Below are 21,466 nucleotides of genomic sequence, written 5' to 3'. Positions count from 1 at the left end.
TGGGCGGGGCCGTGACCGCGGGCGTCCGCCTTCCGGGGAAAGGGAACAGCGCCCGCCTCCGTGGTCGGGGAGGGGCGGGCGCTGTGGGTGGTGCTGTGTACCGCACGTCGTCGGGCGGGACGGTGGGACAGGTGGGGCCCTCAGACGGTGAGGGGGCGGTCGGTCGGTCGGATCGGGGCGTGCAGGGCGGACGGCAGGCCCATGAGGTAGGTGTCCACCTCCTTGGCCGCCGAGCGGCCTTCGGCTATCGCCCAGACGATCAGGGACTGGCCGCGGCCGGCGTCGCCGGCCACGAAGACACCCTCGACATTGGTCGCGTAGGCGCCGTCACGCGCGATGTTGCCGCGGGCGTCGAGCTGGAGACCGAGCTGCTCGATCATGCCGTTGCCCTGATCGGTGCCGGTGAAGCCCATCGCCAGGGTGACCAGGTCGGCCGGGATGATCCGCTCGGTGCCCTCCTGCGGGACGAAGGTGCCGCCCTCGAAGGCGACCTCGACCAGGTGGAGTTCACGGACCCGGCCCTGCTCGTCGCCGGTGAACCGCACGGTGTTGACGGCGTAGACCCGCTCGCCGCCCTCCTCGTGCGCGGAGGTGACCTTGTAGACCATCGGCATCGTCGGCCACGGCTGGTGCGCCGGGCGGTCGTCGGACGGCCGGGGCATGATCTCCAGCTGGGTGACGGACAGCGCGCCCTGGCGGTGGGCGGTGCCGACGCAGTCCGCGCCGGTGTCGCCGCCGCCGATGACGACGACGTGCTTGCCCTCGGCGGTGATCGGCGGCGCGACGAAGTCGCCCTCCTGCACCTTGTTGGACAGCGGCAGGTACTCCATCGCCTGGTGGACGCCAACCAGTTCGCGGCCCTCGACCGGCAGGTCCCGCCACTGGGTGGCGCCGGCCGCGATGACCACCGCGTCGTAGCGCTTGGCGAGCTTGGCGGCGTCCAGGTCGGTGCCGATCTGCACACCGGTGCGGAATTTGGTGCCCTCGGCGCGCATCTGCTCGATGCGGCGGTTGATGTGCCGCTTCTCCATCTTGAACTCGGGGATGCCGTAGCGCAGCAGTCCGCCGATCCGGTCGGCCCGCTCGTAGACCGCGACGGTGTGGCCGGCCCGGGTGAGCTGCTGGGCGGCGGCCAGGCCGGCCGGGCCCGAGCCGATCACGGCGACGGTCTTGCCGGACAGCCGCTCCGGGGGCTGCGGGGTGACGTCCCCGTTGTCCCAGGCCTTGTCGATGATGGTGACTTCGACGTTCTTGATGGTGACCGCGGGCTGGTTGATGCCGAGCACGCACGCGGACTCGCAGGGCGCCGGGCACAGCCGCCCGGTGAACTCAGGGAAGTTGTTGGTGGCGTGCAGCCGCTCGCTGGCGGCGGTCCAGTCCCCGCGGTAGGCGTAGTCGTTCCACTCGGGGATCAGATTGCCCAGCGGGCAGCCGTTGTGGCAGAAGGGGATGCCGCAGTCCATGCAGCGGCCGGCCTGCTCGCTGATGATCGGCAGCAGCCCACCGGGAACGTAGACCTCGTTCCAGTCCTGCCGGCGTTCCTCGACGGACCGGGTCGGCGCTGCGACCCGTGGCGTGCTGAGGAAGCCTTTGGGGTCAGCCATTTGCCGCCTCCATCATCTTCGCGGTGGTCTCGGACTCGGACAGTCCGGCCTGCTCGGCGGCGTTCTTGGCGGCGAGCACTGCTTTGTAGTCCCTCGGCATGACCTTGCCGAAGCGGGTGAGGGCGCCGCCCCAGTCGGCGAGCAGCCGCTCGGCGACGGTGGAGGCGGTCTCCTCGCGGTGGCGGCGCACGACGTCGTGCAGCCACGTGATGTCGTCGGCGTCGAGCGCCTCGACGGCGACCATGCCCGGGTTGACGGCCGCCGGGTCCAGGTCGAGGACGTAGGCGATGCCGCCGGACATGCCGGCCGCGAAGTTCCGCCCGGTGGAGCCGAGCACCACGGCCCGGCCGCCGGTCATGTACTCGCAGCCGTGGTCGCCGACGCCTTCGGCCACCACGGTGGCGCCGGAGTTGCGGACGCAGAACCGCTCGCCGGTCCGGCCGCGCAGGAACAGCTCGCCGCCGGTGGCGCCGTAGGCGATGGTGTTGCCGGCGATGGTGGACTCCTCGGCGAGGTGGTCGGCGCCGCGGTCGGGCCGGACGATCACCCGGCCGCCGGACAGCCCCTTGCCGACGTAGTCGTTGGCGTCGCCTTCGAGCCGCAGCGTGACACCGCTGGGCAGGAAGGCGCCGAAGGACTGGCCGGCCGAGCCGGTGAAGGTGATGTCGATGGTGCCCTCGGGCAGGCCGGCGCCGCCGTACTTCTTGGTCACCTCGTGGCCGAGCATGGTGCCGACCGTGCGGTTGACATTGCGGATCGGCAGCTGGGCGCGGACCGGGGCGCCGGACTCCAGCGCCTCGGCGGCCAGCCGGATCAGCTCGTTGTCCAGCGCGCGGGCCAGACCGTGGTCCTGGCCGGTGCTGTGGTGCAGCACGGCGCCCTCGGGCAGCTCCGGCACGTACAGCAGCGGGGCCAGGTCCAGGCCCTGTGCCTTCCAGTGGTCGACCGCGCGGCCGGCGTCGATCAGCTCGGCGTGGCCGACGGCCTCCTCCAGGGTGCGGAAGCCCAGCTCGGCGAGGATCTCCCGGACCTCCTCGGCGATGAACTCGAAGAAGTTCACCACGAACTCGGGCTTGCCGCTGAACCGCTCGCGCAGCACCGGGTTCTGGGTGGCGACGCCGACCGGGCAGGTGTCCAGGTGGCAGACGCGCATCATGATGCAGCCGGAGACCACCAGCGGCGCGGTGGCGAAGCCGAACTCCTCGGCGCCGAGCAGGGTGGCGATCACGACGTCGCGGCCGGTCTTCAGCTGGCCGTCGGTCTGCACGACGATACGGTCCCGCAGTCCGTTGAGCAGCAGCGTCTGCTGGGTCTCGGCCAGGCCCAGCTCCCAGGGTCCGCCGGCGTGCTTGAGCGAGGTCAGCGGGGAGGCGCCGGTGCCGCCGTCGTGCCCGGAGATCAGCACCACGTCGGCGTGCGCCTTGGACACCCCGGCGGCGACGGTGCCGACGCCGACCTCGGAGACCAGCTTGACGTGGACACGCGCCTTGGGGTTGGCGTTCTTCAGGTCGTGGATGAGCTGGGCGAGGTCCTCGATGGAGTAGATGTCGTGGTGCGGCGGCGGGGAGATCAGGCCGACGCCGGCCGTGGAGTGCCGGGTGCCGGCGATCCACGGGTAGACCTTGTGACCGGGCAGCTGGCCGCCCTCGCCGGGCTTGGCGCCCTGGGCCATCTTGATCTGGATGTCGTCGGCGTTGACCAGGTACTCGCTGGTGACGCCGAACCGGCCGGAGGCGACCTGCTTGATGGCGCTGCGCCGGGCGGGGTCGTAGAGCCGGTCCGGGTCCTCGCCGCCCTCACCGGTGTTGGACTTGCCGCCGAGCTGGTTCATCGCGATGGCCAGCGTCTCGTGCGCCTCGCGGGAGATCGAGCCGTAGGACATGGCGCCGGTGGAGAAGCGCTTGACGATCTCGGCGACCGGCTCGACCTCGTCCAGCGGGACCGGCGGGCGGTCGGCCTTGAGGCCGAACAGGCCGCGCAGCGTCATCAGCCGCTCGGACTGCTCGTTCACCCGCGAGGTGTACTGCTTGAAGATGTCGTAGCGCCGGGTGCGGGTGGCGTGCTGGAGCCGGAAGACGGTGTCCGGGTCGAACAGGTGCGGTTCGCCCTCGCGGCGCCACTGGTACTCGCCGCCGATCTCCAGCCTGCGGTGCGCGGCGGCGATGCCGGAGACCGGATACGCCTTGGCGTGCCGGGCGGCGACCTCCTCGGCGATGACGCCGATGCCGGCGCCGCCGATCTTGCTGTCGGTGCCGTGGAAGTAGGTGTCCACGAAGTCGGTGTCCAGGCCGACGGCCTCGAAGACCTGCGCGCCGCGGTAGGAGGCGACGGTGGAGATGCCCATCTTGGACATCACCTTCAGCACGCCCTTGCCGAGGGCCTTGATCAGGTTGCGGATCGCGTGCTCGGGGTCGCCGGCCGGCAGGAAGGTGCCGGCCCGCACCAGGTCCTCGACGGACTCCATGGCGAGGTAGGGGTTGACGGCCGCGGCGCCGTAGCCGATCAGCAGTGCCACATGGTGCACCTCGCGTACGTCGCCGGCCTCGATGAGCAGGCCGACCTGGGTGCGCTGCTTGGTGCGGATCAGGTGGTGGTGGACCGTGGAGGTGAGCAGCAGCGACGGGATCGGGGCGTGCTCGGCGTCGGAGTGCCGGTCGGACAGCACGATCAGGCGGGCGCCGTCCTCTATGGCGGCGTCGGTCTCGGCGCAGATCTCGGCGAGCCGGGCCGCCAGCGCGTCGCCGCCGCCGGTGACGCGGTACAGGCCGGACAGGGTGGCGGCCTTCATGCCGGGCATGTCGCCGTCGGCGTTGACGTGGATGAGCTTGGCCAGCTCGTCGTTGTCGATCACCGGGAACGGCAGCGTGATGTTGCGACAGGAGGCGGGGCTGGGCTCCAGCAGATTGCAGGACGGGCCGATGGTGGACACCAGCGAGGTGACGAGTTCCTCGCGGATGGCGTCCAGCGGCGGGTTGGTGACCTGCGCGAACAGCTGGGTGAAGTAGTCGAAGAGCAGCCGGGGCCGCGCGGACAGGGCGGCGATCGGCGAGTCGGTGCCCATGGAGCCGATCGGTTCGGCGCCGGCCCGGGCCATCGGCGCCAGCAGCACGCGCAGTTCTTCCTCGGTGTAGCCGAAGGTCTGCTGGCGGCGGGTGACCGAGGCGTGGGTGTGCACGATGTGCTCGCGCTCGGGCAGGTCGGCCAGGTCGATCAGACCGGCTTCCAGCCAGTCGCTGTACGGGTGCTCGGCGGCGATGCCGGCCTTGATCTCGTCGTCCTCGACGATGCGGTGCGAGACGGTGTCGACCAGGAACATCCGGCCGGGCTGCAGGCGGCCCTTGCGGACGATCTTCTCCGGGGCGATGTCGAGCACGCCGGACTCGGAGGCGAGCACCACCAGGCCGTCGTCGGTGACCCAGTAGCGCCCCGGGCGCAGGCCGTTGCGGTCCAGGACCGCACCGACCACGGAGCCGTCGGAGAAGGTGACGCAGGCCGGGCCGTCCCAGGGCTCCATCAGGGTGGAGTGGTAGCGGTAGAAGGCCCGGCGGGCCGGGTCCATCGACTCGTGGTTCTCCCAGGCCTCCGGGATCATCATCAGCACGCTGTGCGGCAGCGAGCGTCCGCCGAGGTGCAGCAGCTCCAGCACCTCGTCGAAGGACGCGGTGTCGGAGGCGCCGGGGGTGCAGATCGGGAAGATCCGCTCCAGGTCGTCGGACCCGAAGCGGCTGCCGGCGGCGCTGAACAGGTCGCTGGCCAGCTGCGACTCGCGGGCCCGCATCCAGTTGCGGTTGCCCTTCACCGTGTTGATCTCGCCGTTGTGCGCGACGAAGCGGTACGGATGGGCGAGCGGCCAGCTCGGGAAGGTGTTGGTGGAGAAGCGGGAGTGGACCAGCGCGATGGCGGTGGCGAACCGCTCGTCGGACAGGTCGGGGAAGAACGGCTCCAGCTGGCCGGTGGTCAGCATGCCCTTGTAGATGATCGTCCGCGCGGACAGCGACGGGAAGTACACGTCGGCCTCGCGCTCGGCGCGCTTGCGCAGCACGAAGGCGAGTCGGTCCAGCTCGATGCCGGAGCGCTGCCCGGACGGGTCGGCCAGGAAGAGCTGCGCGAAATAGGGCATGGTGGAACGGGAGGTGGTACCGAGCAGGTCGGGGTCGGTCGGGACCTCGCGCCAGCCGAGGACGGACAGGCTCTCCTCGGCGGCGATGCGCTCGATGGCGTCGACGGCCTTGGTGCGGTCGTCGTGCTCCGGGGGCAGGAAGGCGAGACCGACGGCGTAGTGCCCGGCGGCCGGCAGGTCGAATCCGGCGGTGGCGCGCAGGAAGGCGTCCGGGACCTGGAGCAGGATGCCCGCGCCGTCGCCCGAGTCGGGCTCGGCGCCGGTGGCACCCCGGTGCTCCAGGTTGCGCAGGACGGTGAGCGCCTGGTCGACGAGCCCGTGGCTCGCCTCACCGGTGAGGGTGGCCACGAAACCGACACCACAGGCGTCGTGCTCGTTGCGGGGGTCGTACATCCCCTGCGGGGCGGGGCGCCCGTCCATGAACGCGGAACGCGAACGCATGGCTCTCCCGTCGTCGTCTTTGGCTGATATGCATCGCCTGTTCCCAGGCGTGAGCAACAGGGACGACGTTGGCCCTCTGCGATTTCGTGCAGGTTACATGATGACCGGATGTTCGAGAAGCGGATAACTGCTTCCAGTATGTGGACATACCGGAGGGTGGAGCGATCAGTTCAGGCCAGCACGCAAGCACGATCGTCGGTCGCGTCCGTTCCTGTCACGCAGCCTGGCGGCTCTGCCGGCGCGTTACGCATTGATGCCCCGTGTGGGCGTATCCGAAACGAGCGGGAAACACGAGCTTCGCACCGCCGCGACGCGGCGTCACAGGAGCGGGGTGGGCGGGACAGGACGGGCGGCGGTCTAGCCGACCGCCGTACCGATAACCGTGCCGAGGGCGAAGGTAATCCCGCCGGCCGCGCCGCCCAGGGCCAGCTGCCGCAGTCCGCTGTACCACCAGGAGCGCGCGGTCACCCGGGCCACCGCGGCGCCGCAGCCGAAGAGCCCGGCCAGCGCGAGCAGCACGGCCGGCCACAGCGCCTGGCCGCCCAGCAGATACGGCAGCACCGGCAGCAGCGCGCCCAGTGCGAACGCCACGAAGGAGGAGGCCGCGGCTATCAGCGGCGAGGGCAGGTCGGTGGGGTCGACGCCCAGTTCCTCACGGGCGTGGATCTCCAGCGCCCGCTCCGGATCGGCCGACAGCTGCCGGGCCACCTCGTGGGCCAGCGCCGGCTCCACCCCGCGCGACACGTACAGCTCGGCCAGTTCGCGCAGCTCCTCCTCGGGGTGCCGGCGCAGTTCGATCCGCTCCACGTCCAGCTCGGCCTCGACCAGCTCGCGCTGCGAGGCCACCGAGGTGTACTCGCCGGCCGCCATCGAGAAGGCGCCGGCCGCCAGACCGGCCAGCCCCGTCACCACCACGGTCCGGCTGGAGACGTCGCCGCCGGCCACACCGGTCATCAGCGCGAGGTTGGAGACCAGCCCGTCCATCGCGCCGAACACGGCGGGGCGCAGCCAGCCGCCGCTGACATCGCGGTGGGAGTGGTGGGGGACGTGGTAAGGGGCCGCGGGCCCGGTTCCGGGGGTCTGCTCGACGGTCGCTTCAACGGCTGCGGTCATCCGGTCCACCCCTTCCCAGGGGCAGCCCACTGCCGCCCATCAGTTCGACCGTACGCACGATTCCGGTCGGCCGCCAGCAAGGAAAGGCTGCCCTGACCTGCGAGAACGCCCCTCGATGAGGGGCGTTCTCGGATGCTCCGGCGGGTGCGCGGCGGCGTTGGCGGCGGGCCGTCAGAGGCTCTTGGACGCGCTTTCGTGCTGGTCAGCCGACTCGGCGCCGGCCGGCGTGGCGGGCTCTCCGGCCGGCTCCGGATCCGGCCGGGCGGGATCGGGCGCGTCCGCGGGGGTGGCCGCCGAGTCCGCGGCCTGCTCGGCTGCGTCCCCGGTGTCTCCTGCTTCGGTGGCTTCGGGGGCTTCGTCGCCCGCGCCGGGCTCACCGCTCGCCGCGGTGACCGGCAGGGCGGCGATGTCGGGCTCGACGACTTCCTCCAGGCCCGGGTGGCGGCGGGCGGAGAGCACGAAGTAGACGACGGCGCCGGTGAAGACGACGATCGCCGTCCAGTCGTTGAGCCGCAGGCCGAGGATGTGGTGGGCGTCGTCCACCCGCAGATACTCGATCCAGAACCGGCCCACCGTGTACGAGGCGACGTACAGCGCGAACGCCCGCCCGTGGCCCAGCCGGAAGCGGCGGTCGGCCCAGATGACCAGCAGGGCCACCCCGACGCACCACAGCGACTCGTAGAGGAAGGTCGGCTGGTACGTCGCCAGGCCCGGGGTCCCCTCCGGCCGGTGCGCCGGGTCGATCTTCAGGCCCCACGGCAGTGTCGTGGCCCGCCCGTAGAGCTCCTGGTTGAACCAGTTGCCCCAGCGGCCGATCGCCTGCGCCAGGGCGATGCCCGGCGCGATGGCGTCCGCGTAGGCGGGCAGGGCGATGCCCCGGCGCCGGCAGCCGATCCAGGCGCCCAGCGCGCCGAGCGCGATGGCCCCCCAGATGCCGAGGCCGCCCTGCCAGACCTTGAAGGCGTCGACCCAGTCCTTGCCGCTGCTGAAGTACAGCTCGTAGTCGGTGATGACGTGGTAAAGACGCCCGCCGACCAGACCGAAGGGCACCGCCCACACGGCGATGTCGGCGACCGTGCCGGCCTTGCCGCCGCGGGCGAGCCAGCGCTTGCTGCCGAGCCATACGGCTACGAACACGCCGATGATGATGCAGAACGCGTAGCCGCGCAGCGGAAGCGGTCCGAGGTGGACGACTCCCTGCGAAGGGCTGGGGATGAATGCGAGGTTCATGGCAATGACCGACGCTACCTTGCCGGACGGGTGGTAGGGCAACCCGCCCGGCTACGGCTGGATAACTTCCCCCGTTCCTCTCCACTGCTCCGGCCCGGTCCGGGAGGGGGCCGGAGACGGTCAGGCGGCGGTCAGGAGGGGTTCAGGAAGGGGTCGGGCTGACCTTCCCCGGCTGTTTGCCCTTGTTCGCCCGCGCGACCATCTGCTGGAGCGAGGCGGGGGTGAGCGGGGCGCTCTGGCTGCCGAAGATGTTCTTGCCGTTGAGCAGCACGGTGGGGGTGGAGGTGAAGCCGGAGGAGTTGAAGGCGTCGTCGGACTTCTTCACCCAGCTGTTGTGTGTGCCGTTGTTCACACAGGCGGTGAAGGAGGGTGTCTTCAGGCCCTTCACCTGGCCGGCCAGCCGGAGCAGGGTGTTCTTGTCGGCGAAGGTGTCCTTCTGCTCCTCGGGCTGGTTGGCGTAGAGCACGTCGTGGTAGGCGCGGAAGTCGCCGGCGTCCTGGGCGCAGCCGGCCGCGTTCGCGGCGGTCAGCGAGCCGGAACCGCCGAGATTGCCGTCGATCAGCGTCACCAGGTGGTATTCGGTGCGCAGCTGCCCGCTGTTCTCCAGTCCCTGGATGGTCGGCGTGAAGGTCTTCTCGAAGGAGTCGCAGGCGGGGCAGCGGAAGTCCTCGTAGATCGTCAGCGCCGAGGGGGCGTCGGAGGCGCCGACCGGGATCACCAGCTTGTCGTTGCCGATCGCGCCCTTGGGGGCGCTCACCTCGCCCGCCGAGTCGCTGCCGCCGCCACCGCTGTCGTTGTCCGAGACGACCACGCCGATCAGGGCGCCGACGACCAGGACCCCGAGGACGGCGCCCGCCACGATCCCGGTCCGCTTGCGTTTGGTCTTGTTCTGCTCCTTCGCCCGCTGTTCCTGGAGCGCCTCGCGGGCGCTGCGTTTTCCGTCACGGTTCTTGTCGCTCACGCCCCTGGCAACGGTGTGGGGAGACGCTCAGCGTCTCCCCACACCGTTTTTCGCCCTCCGGGGTGAAAAGAATCCGTCCTCGGAGTGATGCGGCGGCCCCCTCAGCGGCCGTCCGCGGCTGTCAGCCGCGCTTGCGGACGCCCTCGGCGAGTTCGGCGGCCAGCGCCCGCACCGCGTCGAGTCCGCCGGCCGGGTCGTCCGCGTGGTCCAGCAGCCGCTTGACGAACGCCGAGCCGACGATCACACCGTCGGCGAAGCCGGCCACCTCGGCGGCCTGGGCCGCGTCGGACACGCCCAGGCCCACGCAGACCGGCAGCTCGGTGCCGGCCCTCGTCCGGCGCACCAGGTCGGCGGCCTGGGCGCCGACACTGGCCCGGGTGCCGGTGACACCCATCAGCGAGGCGGCGTAGACGAAGCCGGTGCCGGCCGCGGTGATCTTGGCCAGCCGCTCGTCACGGCTGGAGGGCGCGACGACGAAGACGGTGGCCAGACCGTGCAGTTGGGCCGCCTTCCGCCATACCTCGGACTCCTCCACCGGCAGGTCGGGCAGGATGCAGCCCGCGCCGCCGGCCTCGGCCAGCTCCGCGGCGAACCGCTCGGCGCCGTAGCGGTCCACCGGGTTCCAGTAGGTCATCACCAGCACCGGCTTGCCGGAGGCGGCGTGCGCCTCCCGTACGGTCCGCAGGACGTCGGCGATGCGCACGCCGTTCTTCAGCGCGATGTCGTCGGCGGTCTGGATGACCGGCCCGTCCAGCACCGGGTCGCTGTGCGGCAGGCCGACCTCGACGACGTCGGCGCCGCCCTCGAAGACGGCCTTCACCGCTTCGATACCACCGTCCACGGTCGGGAACCCGGCCGGCAGATAGGCGATGAGCGCGGCGCGGCCCTCGGCCTTGGCGCCCGCGAGGGTCTCTTCGAGCAGGGTGATCCGTCCGGCCGCTGTCTGGGTGCTCACTTCGCCGCCACCTCGTGCTCCTCGTCGACGTCGGCCGTCGGCTCGTACAGCCCGAAGTAACGGGCCGCGGTGTCCATGTCCTTGTCGCCGCGCCCGGAGAGATTGACCAGGACCAGGCCGTCGGGGCCCAGCTCGCGGCCGATCTCCAGCGCGCCGGCCAGGGCGTGGGCGCTCTCGATGGCGGGGATGATGCCTTCGGTACGGGACAGCAGGCGCAGGGCCCGCATCGCCTCGTCGTCGGTGACCGAGCGGTACTCGGCGCGGCCGGAGTCCTTCAGATAGGCGTGCTCGGGGCCGACGCCCGGGTAGTCCAGGCCGGCCGAGATCGAGTACGGCTCGGTGATCTGGCCCTCGTCGTCCTGGAGCACGTACGAGCGGGAGCCGTGCAGGATGCCGGGCTCGCCCTCGGTGAGGGTCGCGGCGTGCTCGCCGGTCCCGATGCCGTGCCCGGCCGGTTCGCAGCCGATCAGCCGCACCCCGGCGTCGGGCAGGAAGGCGTGGAACAGGCCCATGGCGTTGGAGCCGCCGCCGACACAGGCCACCGCGGCGTCGGGCAGCCGCCCGGCCCGCTCCAGCAGCTGGCGGCGGGCCTCGACCCCGATCACCCGGTGGAAGTCGCGGACCAGCGCGGGGAAGGGGTGCGGGCCGGCCACCGTGCCGAACAGGTAATGGGTGCGGTCGACATTGGCCACCCAGTCGCGGAAGGCCTCGTTGATGGCGTCCTTGAGGGTGCGGCTGCCGGACTTCACCGCGACGACCTCGGCGCCCAGCATCCGCATCCGGGCGACATTGAGGGCCTGCCGCTCGGTGTCGACCTCGCCCATGTAGATGGTGCAGTCCAGGCCGAACAGGGCGCAGGCGGTGGCGGTGGCCACGCCGTGCTGGCCGGCGCCGGTCTCGGCGATCACCCGGGTCTTGCCCATCCGCCGGGTGAGCAGGGTCTGGCCGAGCACATTGTTGATCTTGTGCGAGCCGGTGTGGTTGAGGTCCTCCCGCTTGAGGAAGACCCGGGCGCCGCCGGCCTGCTCGGCGAACCGCGGCACTTCGGTGAGGGCGCTGGGGCGGCCGGCGTAGTTGACCATCAGGTCGTTCAGCTCGGCGGCGAAGGCGGGGTCGGCCTTGGCCTTCTCGTACTCGACGGCGACCTCGTCCACGGCGGCGACCAGCGCCTCCGGGATGAATTTGCCGCCGAAGGCCCCGAAATACCCCTCGGGGGTCGGCACGACGCCTTCGGGGTCGGGAAAGAAGAACTCGTTTTTTTCTGACATGGGTGTCCCCTGGCAGGTGGGTCAGTGGCTGAGGAGATGCTGGAGCCGCCGGACGGTCGCCTCTACGCCGCCGCCGGCCAACGCTGTACGCGGATCAGCCGCGACGCCATCGCCTGCCGTTCACCTGACCGGGCTCTCCCCCGATCACGTACCGCACCCGCCGCCCGAGCACCCGCCTGGCCGGCGCACGGCAGCCGCGGGGGCGGCAACCGGGAGCGAGACGGGAGGCGATGGGCACGGGTGGGAGTCTAGCGGGTGCCGCAGGCGGCGCCGAGGCCCGGCCGTCTCCGGACCGTCCGCCAGCGGTGGCCGGGTGCTCCGGGCGGTGCCCGGACCCGGCTGCCCTGCCCACTCCGGCCGTCTCCGGACCTTCCCGGCCAGGTCGGCTTGTCGCGCAGTTCCCCGCGCCCCTGATGGGCACCGCACGGCGCCCGGTGACCCAGGCGGTGCGCCGCTGGGCCCACCTGACGCCCGACGGCTCGCCGGTAGCCAGCGGGCCGAAGGGCGCGCCGGTGTCGAAATGGGGGCACCTCCCAGCGTTAGCTGGGGGAGAGAACGCGCGGATGTCCTGAGTGGGGGTCCCCCCGGACGGAGTCTGGGGGAGAAGGATCGAGCACGATCGACCTCCCCCGGCTAACGCTGGGAGGTGCCCCCACACCGGACTTTGAGCGCCCGGCGGCGAGAGGGCGGCAAAAAGGGGGAAAGGGCGGTGCCCCCTCGGACGGTGCCCACGAAACGGCACCCATCAAAAGGCACCCGGGGGAACCCTCAGTCCCGCCCGTTTCGCAGTGCGGGATGCGCCCCCGCCGCCACCAGGTCCGCCACCGCCGTGCGGGGGTCCTTGCCGGTGACCAGGGACTCGCCGACCAGGACCGCGTCGGCGCCGTCGTGGGCGTAGGCGATCAGATCATGGGGGCCGCGGACGCCGGACTCGGCGACCTTGACGATGCGGTCCGGGATGCGGGGGGCGACCCGCGCGAAGGTGCCGCGGTCGACTTCGAGGGTCTTGAGATTGCGCGCGTTGACGCCGATCACGCGGGCGCCGGCGTCCACCGCGCGGGCGACTTCCTCCTCGTCGTGGACCTCGACCAGCGGGGTGAGCCCGATGGACTCCGCGCGCTCGATCAGGGAGACGAGTGCGGGCTGGTCCAGCGCCGAGACGATCAGCAGGGCGAGGTCGGCGCCGTAGGCGCGGGCCTCCCAGAGCTGGTAGGCGGTGACGATGAAGTCCTTGCGGAGCACCGGGACGTCCACCCTGGCACGGACCGCTTCGAGGTCGGCGAGCGATCCGCCGAAGCGTCGCTGCTCGGTGAGGACGCTGATCGCGGCCGCGCCGCCCGCCTCGTAGTCGGCGGCCAGACCGGCCGGATCGGCGATCGCGGCGAGCGCGCCCTTGGACGGGCTGGACCGCTTGACCTCGCAGATCACGGTGACGCCCTCCCCCCGCAGCGCCGCCACCCCGTCCTTGGCGTCCCGTGCGCGGGCGGCCCGCCGCTTGAGGTCGTCGAGGGTCACCCGGGCCTGTCGCTCGGCGAGGTCGGCTCGGACTCCGTCGATGATCTCGTCGAGCACACTCACGCGAGAACTCCCCTTTCGGCCGGGTCGAGCAGCGAAATGATCAAGCCAGCGGCGGGAGCCGCCGGCACCCCCGATGGTATCCGGCAGCGGCCGGACTACCCGCATCCGGTGATTCGATGGCCCCCCACCTGGACGAACGTGCGTCCGAGCCGGCCGGACCGGCCCCGGGGGTCAGGGCGCGAGCGCCGCACCGAAGGGCAGATTCCGGACAACGGTGAAGGCGATCACCAGGGCGATCGCCAGATTCCGCCAGGCCGGCCGCAGCGCGGGAGCGAAGGTCCGGCCCCGGGCCGCCCGGGTGAACCAGCCGGCCCAGAGGACCGCGAAGACCAGGTATCCGGCCACGGCGAGCGCGTTGCAGCCCAGCGCGGTGCGCAGCTGTCCGTGCGCGAGGGCGTGGGCGCCGCGCAGACCGCCGCAGCCGGGGCAGGACAGGCCGGTGTAATAGCGCAGCGGGCAGAGCGGATAGTGACCGGGGCTGTCGGGGTCGACCGCGGCGACGTAGCAGAAGGCGCCGACCACCCCGCCGAGTACGGCGACCGGTACGGCGGTGCGGCGCAGCGCGGCGCGCAGGCCGCCGGACACGGCCGGGGCTCCCGGCGGTACGGGCCCCGCGGCCGGGACGAGCCGGTCCGCGGGCCGCGCCTCGGGTCCGGCCCTGCGGAACGGCGGGGTGCGCGGCGGCGGGGTCACGCCGTCGATTCTGCCGCCGGACGCACGAAGGCGCAGCGCGCGGACGGTGGGGTCCGGCGGCTGCGCCCTTGGTGCTCGGTGTGTCCGGCGCCCGATCGCCGCGTTCTCAGGTCACCATGCCGGTCAGGCGTTCGCGGGGCTGCGGGGCTCTTCCTGCTCGGCCTTGGTGGCCTCCGCGCGGGCGCTCTCGACGTAGCCCGGCTCCTTCGCGCCCAGCCCCATCAGCTTCATCACGCCGCCCACGATGGGGCCGAGCAGGATCAGGCCGATGGACGCCCAGAAACCGGCCGGCTCGGCGGCGACCACGAATCCGCCGCCGACGCAGAACCCGATGAAGGAGATGATCACGCCGGTCCAGGCGGCGGGTGTGTGTCCGTGGTCGTGCGTGGCCGCCATGAGTACTCCCTGGTGCTCTCGGTAGGGGGCTTCCTTCGCCACCCACTCCGTCTTCCATTGTTGCGCGTGTGCCCGGCGCATCGCGCACGGGGGGTGGTCCGCCGGGGACGGGCGGGACCGGTCGGAGGGGCGGCGCGCGCGGTCGGCGCGGGCCTCAGCGCGGCGCCGTAGCCGTGGGGTCCTCGCCGCGGTCGAGCGCCTTCCACAGGTCCTCGGCGCGGTCGGGGTCCAGCGGCGCGGCGGCGGCCCGGCGGGGCACCGGCCGCTTGCCGTCGGCCCGGTCGTAGCGGCTGGACATGGCGGGCCAGCGGGGACCGTGGCGCAGCGCGAGCAGGCCCGCGATCAGCAGCAGCAGGCCGCCGGCCACCCCGACCAGCGGCCAGGACGTGGTGGTGACGTGCGTGGCGGTGGCGCGGGTGAGGCCGGTGGCGCCGGCCGCCGCGGTGTTGACGGCCGCGTGGTCGCCGCGGCGGGCGAGGACGACCGCCACCACACCGATACCGCTGAGTGTGAGCAGGCCGGAGACCGCGTAGCGGCCCACCCGGCGTACCGCGAAGACCGCGACCAGCGCGGCCAGTCCGACCAGGGCGAGGGCTCCGGGCAGCGCGGTGGTCTGGCTGCCGGTGGCGTGCACGGTGAGTTCGCGGCCGGCCGAGGACGCGGTGCCGTGCGACCAGGGCTTGCCGGCGGCGAACAGCACGAGCGCCGAGCCCAGGGCGCCCAGCGGCAGGGCGAGCGCGAGCGCCCGCATCGCGGTCCGGCGGCGGTCGGCGCCGGGCGCGGGTGCGGGGTGTTCGGTTGCCGCGCGGGGCGGGGGGACGTCGGTCACCCCTCCACTATCGCCGGTCGGCCGCGCCGCGCGGCCGCCGGGGCCCGAAGGCAAAGCGGAGGCAAAGATTCCGGCATCCCTTCTTGTTGTCGTGTGCCCATCAGCATACGTTCACCCGCGCCCCTCCAATCACTTCAGACAGCAGGAGCAACACGGGTCCCACACACCACCGTCACATCGCTCCCGCGACCTCCACTCCCCCCACAAAACAGGAGGCAGTCGCTTTGCCGTTCACTCTCGGCTCCACCCCCAGCCCCACCCCCACCCCCAGCCCCGCCCCGAGTTCCCCGAGTTCCGCCCCCGCCGCCCGCCGTACCGCTCTCACCCTCACCGCGGTGGCCGCCCTGGCCCTTTCCGGCCTGGCCCTCGCTCCGGACGCGGGCGCGCGGTCCGCCGCGCACCGCCTGACCACCGCGCGGTCCTGCGCGGTCAGTACGAAGCCCGGCATGATGGCCTGTCAGGCCGTGCGGGTCACCTCCGGCGCCGACACCCTGGCGAAATCCAGCGGTTCGACCGATGCGGCGGCCGCCCCCTCCGGCTGGGGCCCGGCCGATCTGCTCAGCGCCTACGCCCTGCCCGCCACCGGAGGCGCCGGCGCGACGGTGGCGGTCGTGGACGCCTACGACGACCCGAACGCCGAGGCGGACCTCGCCGCGTACCGCTCCACCTTCGGTCTGCCGGCCTGCGGTTCGGCCGACGGCTGCTTCCGGAAGGTCGGCCAGAGCGGCGGCGCGTCCCCGCTGCCGGTGCCCGACCGGGCCTGGGCCGAGGAGATATCCCTCGACCTGGACATGGTCAGCGCGATCTGTCCGCAGTGCCACATCCTGCTGGTCGAGGCCACCACGTCCGCGATCGACGACCTGGGCGCCGCGGTGAACACCGCGGTCTCACTCGGCGCGGGGTACGTCTCCAACAGCTACGGCGGCGGCGAGTCGTCCGCCGACCCCTTCTTCGACAGCCAGTTCTTCGACCATCCGGGGGTGGCGATCACCGCCAGCGCCGGCGACGCGGGCTACGGCGCCGAGTACCCGGCCGCCTCCCAGTACGTCACCGCGATCGGCGGCACCTCGCTGGCCAGGGACTCCTCGGCGCGCGGCTGGGGCGAGACGGCCTGGGGCGGCAGCGGCTCCGGCTGCACGTCCTTCGACCCCAAGCCGGTCTGGCAGCACGACGCCGAGTGCGCCGGACGCACCATCGCCGATGTGTCGGCGGTCTCCGACCCCAGTACGGGTGTGGCGGTGTACGACACCTACGGCGGTGACCAGGGCTGGGAGGTCTTCGGCGGCACCAGCGTCGCCTCGCCGATCATCGCCTCGGTCTACGCGCTGGCGGGTACGCCGTCACCCGGCTCGTACCCCGCGTCCTTCCCCTACGCCCACCCGGAGGGGATCAACGACGCGGCCGGCGGCTCCAACGGCTCCTGCTCGGGCTCCTATCTGTGCACCGGGCTGACCGGCTACGACGGCCCGACCGGACTGGGCACGCCCCAGGGGCTGACGGCCTTCCAGGGCTGAGCCGCCGCCGGCCGGGGGCCCGGCGGGGTCAGACCCGGTACACGCTGCGCACGTTGTCGCGCGGCGCGGGCCGTTTGCCCCCGGCCGGGCCCTCGGCGAAGGCGCGCAGCAGATTCTCGGTGGTCCTGGTGACGAACTCCCGGGCCCGCGCGTCCATGCCGTGGTCGCGGCCGTCGTCACCCGTACCCGCCATCAGCGCCTCGACCCAGCGCATCGTCCCGCTGGCGAAGACCCCCGCGCCGCTCGGCACCGTGTAGTACGCGGAGTCCGCGTGGCTGGCCCGCCCGTGGCACACCAGCGGCGAGTGGGCGACGATCTCCAGCGGCGAGGGGGCGGTGAAGTGCGGCACCACCCGGTCGTACTCCACGCCGACCAAGTGGTCGAAGGACTCGCCGCGGCCGACCCCGGTGCCCGCGAAGAGCCAGTGGCCGGGGCGTTCCACGACGTAGGGGGCGTCGGTGGGGAAGCCCTCGTAGATGACCCCGGTCAGTGCGGACTCCGGGTCGGCGGCCGGATGGCTGCGGAAGTCGGTGGTGGCCATCGAGGGGTGCTTCGCCAGATACGGATCGGCGGCGTAGTCGGTCTTGTAGCAGACCACCGTACGGACGGGCCCGCTCGGCCCGCGCTCCAGCCGGACCCGGCGGTAGCAGGTGTTGGCGCCGAGGAAGGCCAGATTGGTGCCGGCGTCCCGGGCCGCGGTGACATGCCGCCGCTGCTCGGGCGTCCAGTACTCGTCGTGCCCGAGGGCCACCGCCGCGGTGGCGCCGCGCAGCACGGCCGGCGCGAGGTGGACGTCGGGGCCGGTGGTGTAGGCCAGCGGGATGCCCAGCCGCTCCGCGAGCACCACCACCGCCCGCTCGTAGACCAGGAACTTCTCCGCGCCGCTCCGGTCGTAGGGCCGGTCGAAGCTGACGGCCATGGACCGGTAGGCGTAGGCGCCGCCCTGGCCCTCGTAGAGGCTGTAACCGCCCCACAGGTTGTAGGCCTGCCAGGTCGCCGGGGCGTGCATCAGCACCGTTTTGCCGATCCCGCTCACCGAGCGGACGATCAGCGGCACATACCGCTGGTGGCCGTTCTCCGCGTCGAGCCGCAGCAGATAGGCCCCTTCGGGCCAGTCATCGGTACGCACCCGCAGGGTCGGCTCCCAGTCGGCCCGGATCGTCCGGGTGGCGGGGACCAGCCGCGCCCGGCCCTGGACCCGGCCCGGCACCCGGCCCGACCTCCAGACCCGCCGGGCCTGCGCCCCGCCGTACCAGCCGACCCGGTAGGCCGAGACGCGGAAGCCGGGCGCGGTGGTCGACACATGGAGGGTGAAGTCCTCGCCGGGCAGCACGCTGACCTTGTCGGTGTAGCCCTGCACCGCGTCGGCCGGACCGGTGGAGCGGATACGCCAGTCGGCGTCGCCCGGGCGCCCGCGCTCCTGGGCGGCGGAGGGGGCCGCGCTCCGGCTGTGCTCGCCGGCGTCGCATCCGGCCACCGCCCCGGCGGCGGCGACCGCGGCGCCGGCCGCGACCGCCCCGAGGAACCGCCGGCGCCCCAGGGGCTCGCCGTCCCCGCTCTCGCCCGGTCCTTCGGGCCCGGGGCGCCCCGCCTCGTCGTCCATCGCTCCGACTCCGTCCCGCCCGCCGCCTCGCGCGCTCGGCACGATCCTGCGACGGCCGGGGTGGCCCGGCGACCTGGAGCGGTCCATCAGCGGGGTGCCGGTGGCGGGGACGGACGCCGGTCCGGCGCCGGAGCCCGGCGCCGGAGGCGGGACCTACGAGCGCGGGCGCATCGCGTTGGCCGTCGCGACCGCGCGCAGCACCGCCGCCGCCTTGTTGCGGCACTCGGTGTCCTCGGCGTCCGGGTCGGAGTCCGCGACGATGCCCGCGCCCGCCTGGACATAGGCGGTGCCGTCCCGCAGCAGCGCGGTACGGATCGCGATCGCGGTGTCGGAGTCGCCGGCGAAGTCCAGATAGCCGACGCAGCCGCCGTACACGCCCCGGCGGGACGGCTCCAGCTCCTCGATGATCTGCATGGCGCGCGGCTTCGGCGCCCCGGACAGGGTGCCGGCCGGGAAGCAGGCGGTGAGCACGTCGAAGGCGCTGCGGCCCTCGGCGACCTTGCCGGTGACGGTGGAGACGATGTGCATGACGTGCGAGTAGCGCTCCACCGACATGAAGTCGACCACCTCGACCGAGCCCGGCTCGCAGACGCGGCCCAGGTCGTTGCGCCCCAGGTCGACCAGCATCAGGTGCTCGGCGCGCTCCTTGGGGTCGGCGAGCAGTTCCTCGGCGAGCGCGCTGTCGGCCTGCGGGGTGGCGCCTCGCGGGCGGGTGCCGGCGATCGGGTGCAGCAGCGCCCGGCCGTCCTCGACCTTGACCAGCGCCTCGGGGCTGGAGCCCACCACGTCGAAGGCGCCGCCCTCGTCGCCCGGGAAGCGCAGCAGATACATGTAGGGGCTGGGGTTGGTGGCCCGCAGCACCCGGTAGACGTCGAGGGCGCTCGCCTCACAGGGCGTCTCGAACCGCTGCGAGGCCACCACCTGGAACGCCTCGCCGGCCCTGATGCGCTCCTTGATGTCCTCGACGGCCGCCTTGAAGTCCTCACCGCCCCAGCGCGCGGTGTACTCGATCTCGACCGCGCCGGGCAGCGCCGCGGGCTCGCTCGGCGCCGACCGGGCCAGGTCGGCCTCCATCGCGTCGAGCCGGGCCACCGCGTCCGCGTAGGCCTCGTCGACGCCGGTGACCTCGTCGTTGTGGTTGATCGCGTTGGCGATCAGCAGCACGCTGCCGTCCCAGTGGTCGAGCACCGCGAGGTCGGAGGTGAGCAGCATCGTCGCCTCCGGCAGCCGCAGCACGTCCTCGGCGTGCTCGCCGATCCGCTCCAGCCGCCGCACGATGTCGTAGCCGAGGTAGCCGACCATGCCGCCGGTGAAGGGCGGCATGCCGGCCGACAGGTCGCGCGGGGTGTGCAGGGCCTCGACGGTGGCGCGCAGCGCGACCAGCGGGTCGCCGTCCACCGGGACGCCGACCGGCGGTGTGCCCAGCCAGCGCGCCTGCCCGTCGCGCACGGTCAGGGTGGCGGCGGACCGCACCCCGACGAAGGAGTAGCGGGACCAGGACCTGCCTCCCCCCGCGCCCCCGGCGGCGGACTCCAGCAGGAAGGTGCCCACCCGCTCCCCCGCGAGCTTGCGGTAGAGGCCGACGGGGGTGTCGCCGTCCGCGAGGAGGCGCCGGCTGACCGGGATGACTCGGCGGTCGACCGCGAGCTTGCGGAAGGTTTCGAGGTCCATGGCGGCGACCCTACTGGCCCGGCGCCGGCATCAGTACGTCGGCGTCGAAGCAGGTCCGGTCCCCGGTGTGGCAGGCGCCGCCGACCTGATCGACCGTGACGAGCACGGTGTCCCCGTCGCAGTCCAGCGCGACGGCCTTGACGTGCTGGACGTGGCCCGAGGTGTCGCCCTTGACCCAGTACTCCTGCCGGCTGCGGCTCCAGTAGGTGGTGCGGCCGGTGGTCAGCGTGCGGTGCAGCGCCTCGGCGTCCATCCAGCCGAGCATCAGCACCTCACCGGTGTCGTACTGCTGGGCGATGGCCGGCACGAGTCCTTCGGGACTGCGCTTCAGGCGGGCGGCGATGGCGGGATCGAGTGAGGTCGCGGGCATGCCACCATTCTGCCGTCGATCCCCGGCAACGGGAAAAGCCGCATAACTGGCCTATTCGGCAGGCGAGTTGTCCACCATTCGGTGTCATTCGGCGTTCGCTCGCCGTTGTCACCCGTATGCGGCATCCTGCCTCCATGGGTTTTCCTCCGCCGCCGCACGATGATCCCCCGCCGTATCCCGGACCGGGGGACGGCTACGGCCCGCAGCAGGGGACGCCCCCTCCCCCGCCACAGGGCGAGGGCGGCTACACCCAGGTGTATCCGCAGGCGGGTGGGCAGGGGTACGGCTACCCGCAGCAGGGTGAGCAGGGCTACGGCTACCCGCAGCAGCAGGACGGCCAGGGCTACGGCTATCCCCAGCAGCAGGCCGGCCCCTACGGCCCGCCGCCCGGGGTCTACGGCACCCCGCCCCCGCCCGGGGACTACGACAGCACGCCCGAGTACGCCTACGGCTATCCCCCGCCCGCCGCCGACGGATACGGGTACGGCTACCCGCCGCCGCCCCCGCCGAGGAAGAGCAGGCGCGGCCTGTGGATCGCCGTCGGCGTGCTGGTGGTCGCCGTGGTCGTCGGCGCGGCCGGCGGGATCCTCGGCAGGAGCGGCGGCGGCAAGGACACGGCCGGCGGCAAGCCGAGCGCGACGGTCAGCCCGCCGCCCGCCCTGCCGTCCGGCCCGGGCGTGCCCGCGGTCCCGACGCCGTCCCCCGACCTCACGACCCCGGCCGTGCCCAGCGACCCGGCGGCCACGCCGACGCCGACGCAGAAGCTGGTGCCGTACGTGGTGCTCGCGCCGAACAGCTGCTTCGACGCGCCGACGCTGACCCGGACCGTGGACGCCGTCACCCCGCGCTCGTGCTCCTCGGCCCACGACGCGCAGGTGGTGGCCAACGAGACGCTCTCCGGCACCTTCGCCACCGACGTCGCCATCCAGACCCGGGCGCTGAGCCTGTGCACGGCCGACGCGAAGAAGCACGTGCCGGCCGACGGCAAGGAGTACTACCCGTACGCGCTGTTCCCGAAGCTGGTCACCTACCAGACCCAGCAGCGCAAGACGGTCACCTGCTCGCTCACCCGCAACAACGGCACCAATGGGGTGAAGCTCTACGCCAAGCTCGGCTGAAC

Annotated in this window: 17 protein-coding genes; 2 read left to right on the top strand and 15 right to left on the bottom strand. The window is 72.7% G+C overall.

Annotated elements, in window-relative coordinates; all coding sequences use genetic code 11:
* Positions 1–140 precede the first annotated feature (140 nt).
* The 12 genes from ACFO3J_RS02835 to ACFO3J_RS02780 form a co-directional block, all read right to left on the bottom strand.
* Positions 141–1,604 carry a glutamate synthase subunit beta gene (locus ACFO3J_RS02835; protein WP_386425774.1) on the bottom strand — a complete coding sequence of 488 codons (1,464 nt, stop codon included), beginning with the start codon at positions 1,602–1,604 and terminating at the stop codon, positions 141–143.
* The gene (gene gltB, locus ACFO3J_RS02830; protein ID WP_386425771.1) at positions 1,597–6,165 is read right to left on the bottom strand and encodes a glutamate synthase large subunit; all 4,569 of its coding nucleotides are present in this window, start codon (positions 6,163–6,165) and stop codon (positions 1,597–1,599) included. Before gltB ends, ACFO3J_RS02835 begins: the two co-directional genes overlap by 8 nt.
* 357 nt (positions 6,166–6,522) lie before the next feature.
* Complete coding sequence (locus ACFO3J_RS02825; RefSeq protein WP_386425769.1) at positions 6,523–7,278, bottom strand: VIT1/CCC1 transporter family protein; 756 nt, start codon at positions 7,276–7,278, stop codon at positions 6,523–6,525.
* A gap of 171 nt (positions 7,279–7,449) precedes the next feature.
* A complete protein-coding gene (lgt, locus tag ACFO3J_RS02820) occupies positions 7,450–8,508 on the bottom strand; it encodes a prolipoprotein diacylglyceryl transferase (protein WP_386425766.1) in 1,059 nt (352 codons plus the stop codon).
* Between the two features lie 142 nt (positions 8,509–8,650).
* Entirely contained in the window at positions 8,651–9,469 is an 819-nt protein-coding gene (locus ACFO3J_RS02815; protein WP_386425763.1) for a DsbA family protein, read from the bottom strand.
* 121 nt (positions 9,470–9,590) lie between these two features.
* Positions 9,591–10,424 carry a tryptophan synthase subunit alpha gene (gene trpA, locus ACFO3J_RS02810; RefSeq protein WP_386425760.1) on the bottom strand — a complete coding sequence of 278 codons (834 nt, stop codon included), beginning with the start codon at positions 10,422–10,424 and terminating at the stop codon, positions 9,591–9,593.
* Positions 10,421–11,692, bottom strand: coding sequence for a tryptophan synthase subunit beta (gene trpB / locus ACFO3J_RS02805; RefSeq protein WP_386425757.1), 1,272 nt, complete (start codon positions 11,690–11,692; stop codon positions 10,421–10,423). The genes trpA and trpB overlap by 4 nt, the downstream gene beginning before the upstream one ends.
* Positions 11,693–11,786: 94 nt before the next feature.
* Positions 11,787–11,864 (bottom strand): hypothetical protein, encoded by a 78-nt coding sequence (locus ACFO3J_RS02800; protein WP_386426029.1) that lies wholly within the window; start codon positions 11,862–11,864, stop codon positions 11,787–11,789.
* Between the two features lie 596 nt (positions 11,865–12,460).
* A complete protein-coding gene (trpC, locus tag ACFO3J_RS02795) occupies positions 12,461–13,270 on the bottom strand; it encodes an indole-3-glycerol phosphate synthase TrpC (RefSeq protein WP_386425755.1) in 810 nt (269 codons plus the stop codon).
* Between the two features lie 171 nt (positions 13,271–13,441).
* Positions 13,442–13,963 (bottom strand): DUF2752 domain-containing protein, encoded by a 522-nt coding sequence (locus tag ACFO3J_RS02790; protein WP_386425753.1) that lies wholly within the window; start codon positions 13,961–13,963, stop codon positions 13,442–13,444.
* Positions 13,964–14,086: 123 nt separating this feature from the next.
* Complete coding sequence (locus tag ACFO3J_RS02785) at positions 14,087–14,359, bottom strand: HGxxPAAW family protein (protein ID WP_386425750.1); 273 nt, start codon at positions 14,357–14,359, stop codon at positions 14,087–14,089.
* Positions 14,360–14,513: 154 nt separating this feature from the next.
* Entirely contained in the window at positions 14,514–15,188 is a 675-nt protein-coding gene (locus ACFO3J_RS02780) for a TIGR02234 family membrane protein (RefSeq protein ID WP_386425748.1), read from the bottom strand.
* A 224-nt stretch (positions 15,189–15,412) separates the two neighbouring features.
* On the opposite strand from ACFO3J_RS02780, the gene ACFO3J_RS02775 reads away from it, so the two are divergent.
* Entirely contained in the window at positions 15,413–16,702 is a 1,290-nt protein-coding gene (locus tag ACFO3J_RS02775) for a S53 family peptidase (RefSeq protein WP_449343636.1), read from the top strand.
* Positions 16,703–16,730: 28 nt separating this feature from the next.
* Here ACFO3J_RS02775 and ACFO3J_RS02770 read toward each other — a convergent pair whose 3' ends face one another.
* The 3 genes from ACFO3J_RS02770 to hisI form a co-directional block, all read right to left on the bottom strand.
* Positions 16,731–18,305, bottom strand: coding sequence for a N,N-dimethylformamidase beta subunit family domain-containing protein (locus ACFO3J_RS02770; RefSeq protein ID WP_386425745.1), 1,575 nt, complete (start codon positions 18,303–18,305; stop codon positions 16,731–16,733).
* A 153-nt stretch (positions 18,306–18,458) separates the two neighbouring features.
* A complete protein-coding gene (locus tag ACFO3J_RS02765; protein ID WP_386425743.1) occupies positions 18,459–19,976 on the bottom strand; it encodes an anthranilate synthase component I in 1,518 nt (505 codons plus the stop codon).
* A gap of 10 nt (positions 19,977–19,986) precedes the next feature.
* Complete coding sequence (hisI, locus tag ACFO3J_RS02760) at positions 19,987–20,346, bottom strand: phosphoribosyl-AMP cyclohydrolase (RefSeq protein ID WP_386425741.1); 360 nt, start codon at positions 20,344–20,346, stop codon at positions 19,987–19,989.
* 134 nt (positions 20,347–20,480) lie between these two features.
* Here hisI and ACFO3J_RS02755 point away from each other — a divergent pair, with 134 nt between their 5' ends.
* Positions 20,481–21,464 carry a hypothetical protein gene (locus ACFO3J_RS02755; protein WP_386425739.1) on the top strand — a complete coding sequence of 328 codons (984 nt, stop codon included), beginning with the start codon at positions 20,481–20,483 and terminating at the stop codon, positions 21,462–21,464.
* Positions 21,465–21,466: the final 2 nt, after the last annotated feature.

The sequence above is a fragment of the Streptomyces polygonati genome (genome assembly GCF_042650325.1).
Lineage (GTDB): Bacteria > Actinomycetota > Actinomycetes > Streptomycetales > Streptomycetaceae > Actinacidiphila > Actinacidiphila polygonati.
The sequence above is the reverse complement of the archived record's forward strand: the minus strand, read 5'-3'. Positions and strand labels throughout refer to the sequence as shown.